General features: G+C 35.6%; 4 protein-coding genes. 3 read left to right on the top strand and 1 reads right to left on the bottom strand.

The window, feature by feature from the left end:
* The 3 genes from RZN25_18220 to RZN25_18210 all read left to right on the top strand — a co-directional run.
* The coding region (locus tag RZN25_18220; protein ID MEQ6378739.1) for a hypothetical protein at positions 1 to 401 on the top strand (401 nt) is incomplete at its 5' end.
* A gap of 164 nt (positions 402 to 565) precedes the next feature.
* Positions 566 to 823 (top strand): hypothetical protein, encoded by a 258-nt coding sequence (locus tag RZN25_18215; GenBank protein ID MEQ6378738.1) that lies wholly within the window; start codon positions 566 to 568, stop codon positions 821 to 823.
* Positions 824 to 858: 35 nt separating this feature from the next.
* Entirely contained in the window at positions 859 to 1209 is a 351-nt protein-coding gene (locus RZN25_18210) for a retropepsin-like aspartic protease (GenBank protein MEQ6378737.1), read from the top strand.
* 728 nt (positions 1210 to 1937) lie between these two features.
* Here RZN25_18210 and wrbA read toward each other — a convergent pair.
* Positions 1938 to 2537: an NAD(P)H:quinone oxidoreductase gene (gene wrbA, locus RZN25_18205; GenBank protein MEQ6378736.1), complete on the bottom strand. Its 600-nt coding sequence runs from the start codon at positions 2535 to 2537 to the stop codon at positions 1938 to 1940.
* Positions 2538 to 2689 lie beyond the last annotated feature (152 nt).

Here is a 2689-nt window from a genome sequence, read left to right as displayed (position 1 = left end):
GAGATAACTTCAAACCCTTACCTATCTGTATGAATAAGAATTTTTTAATAAAGATTGGAGTTGTTATTATCAAAAAAAGAAATATTGTTCTTGTTGCAGTATTTGTGTTGATATTAGTAAGTGGAATTCGCTTATTCATATCAACTCAAGAAATTAATTCACTTAAAGAGGATACTATTTCATACCTAACGGACAAAGGCTATGATATATTAGATGATATTGAAGAAATGAACATTGTAGATATAGATCAAAATGAACAATCAAATGCTGTTATCGTAACTTTTAAAGATGAACCTAAAGTTGATTATTTTTACACTTATGATACAGATAAAGACCATTTAATACAAATTGATGCAGTAAATAAAGGAACCGAAGAACCGTTAAAACATCAAGAAAGTTAGCAAACGATTTTTTCACTACCAGGTGCGAATGCTGAACAAGGGTATTCGCCATTTTCCTCAAGCTAAAGAGGCATATCCTTAATTAGCATAAGATGTTATTAGAGTTATTCTGCCCTTACATTTTCATGGTACAATATAAGTAAATAATCTGGAGGTGACTCGTAATGAAATGGGAAGATGTGTGTCATGCGTTTCCAGACCAATGGGTTTTGATAGAAGCTATACAAGCACATACAAATGACGAAAGTGAGCGAATTTTAGATGAGATTGCTCCTTTGAAGAAATTTTCTAATTCTCCAGAGGCGATGAAAGCCTATCAAGAAATTCATAGAGAAGATCCTAATCGTGAACTATATGTACTTCATACTAGCCGTAAGGAGCCTAATATCATTGAGAAAAAATGGGTAGGTGTTAGGCGATAGTGAAAAAACTAATAATTGATGATGGTTTATTACTTATGGATATGGAACTAAGATTTAATGGACAATCCCTTCATTTACAACGTGTGTTAGTTGATACTGGCTCAGGAAGTACTGTTGTATCAACAGACTTAGCAGAGTCAATAGGGATTGTAGCAGAAGAAAACGATATGATTTATCGTATAAGTGGTGTTGGGGGATCAGAGTTTGTATATTCTAAAACTGTTGATTCAGTGAAAATTGGAGATATACAAACAGAAGGTTTTTCTTTAGAAATTGGTGCAATGAATTATGGATTTGATTTGGATGGTATTATTGGATTAGATTTATTACAACAATTAAAGGCAGTCATAAATATAAACGAATTATCATTACGGTCAAATAGCTAATGGCAAGTATATTAGGTGAACTTCTATACTTGCCGTTTTTTGTGTTACAGCTTTAATGTAGAGGTAATCAAATTTTGTGCAGTGTTACACTTAAAGTAACGGGAGCGATAGTTGCACAAGCCGCATCTTCCATTTCCTAAGTTTTTACCAATACATAACACTCCAAGCTTTCAAAACGCACAAAGAAGAATTTTAATGAGTGCAACCATCTCAGATGATAGTGTTCTAGTATCCCATTTTAGTATAGATAATACGTCAATATCTCAGGCTATTACACCTAATAGTTCAAACGATATTGGTGAAAGAATGATAATTGCACCTCTGACCTTACTCTCATCCCACACCTAAAGGAATGGGCTTTCTCGTTTGGAAAATCTGTAAATAAATTAATTGAGCAATTTGTTTTCATGCCTGAAACTGCAAATACTTTTGAACTTGCATGTATGGATTTGGCTTATGTTTTAGGGTATGTTATTTATCTAATCTTTTTTTGCTTAATTATTCCTAATGCAATCGGGATAAAAGCACTTAATATTGCTATCGGTAGAAAAGGTAAGAACTAAAGGCCCCTTGAACCAATTGGACATATACTGGCAGTTTATCCCCCTATCTACTCTTCTCGTTTTACTTAAGATTTGTGGTGAGGGTATGTCTGCCCATTCATGTTGGATAAAAGGCCGGAACATGGTATTTCCCCAAGTTCCGACCTTTTTCACAATAGCTTATGCTTATTTCACTTTCTTCGCAATTTGTACGGTGCGTTTCGCTTGATGCTTAACTGCTGCTTCAACATTTTCCACCATCTTACCTTCTTCATTAACGGAAACACTTGTCCCGTATGGGTTTCCACCTGCACCGAATAGAACTGGGTCGGTGTAGCCAGGAGGTACAATAATGGCTCCCCAATGCATCATGGATGTATATAAAGAAAGAATGGTCGATTCTTGACCTCCATGCGGGTTTTGGGCTGAGACCATGGCACTGACGACTTTATTCACTGTTTTTCCACTTGCCCAAAGACCACCTTGTATATCAAGGAATTGTTTCATTTGAGACGGCATATTCCCAAATCGTGTTGGAACGCTAAAGATGATTGCATCTGCCCACTCGATATCATCGGAGGTTGCTACAGGTACATCCTTAACTGCCTCTGTAGTTAATTTCCATACTTCATTTTGTTCAATGACAGATTCAGGTGCTAGCTCCTGAACTTTTAACACTTTCACTTCAGCTACAGCTTCTTTTCCACCTTCTTCTGCCCACTTTGCTAGCTGATGATTCACTCCACCCATGGTGTAAAAAATGACTGCTAATTTTACATTTGACAATTACTCCAACTCCTTTATATTTTAAAAATTTCCCTTTCATTGGTATTCCCCAAATAGGTAAATTTTAAAAAGAGTTGTTCATTTTCTATTGGATAACTTTGAAAAGAGTGAAATTTATTAAGAAAAGCGCAAGCGCCCTCGATCATCGACGT

It is taken from the genome of Bacillaceae bacterium S4-13-56 (assembly GCA_040191315.1).
GTDB lineage: Bacteria > Bacillota > Bacilli > Bacillales > JAWJLM01 > JAWJLM01.
This window is presented reverse-complemented; position numbering and strand designations above follow the sequence as displayed.

Excerpts from the sequence above, each read along its gene's own strand:
- RZN25_18215 (MEQ6378738.1), top strand. The coding sequence starts at position 566 with ATGAAATGGGAAGATGTGTGTCATGCGTTTCCAGACCAATGGGTTTTG.
- RZN25_18210 (MEQ6378737.1), top strand. The coding sequence starts at position 859 with ATGGATATGGAACTAAGATTTAATGGACAATCCCTTCATTTACAACGT.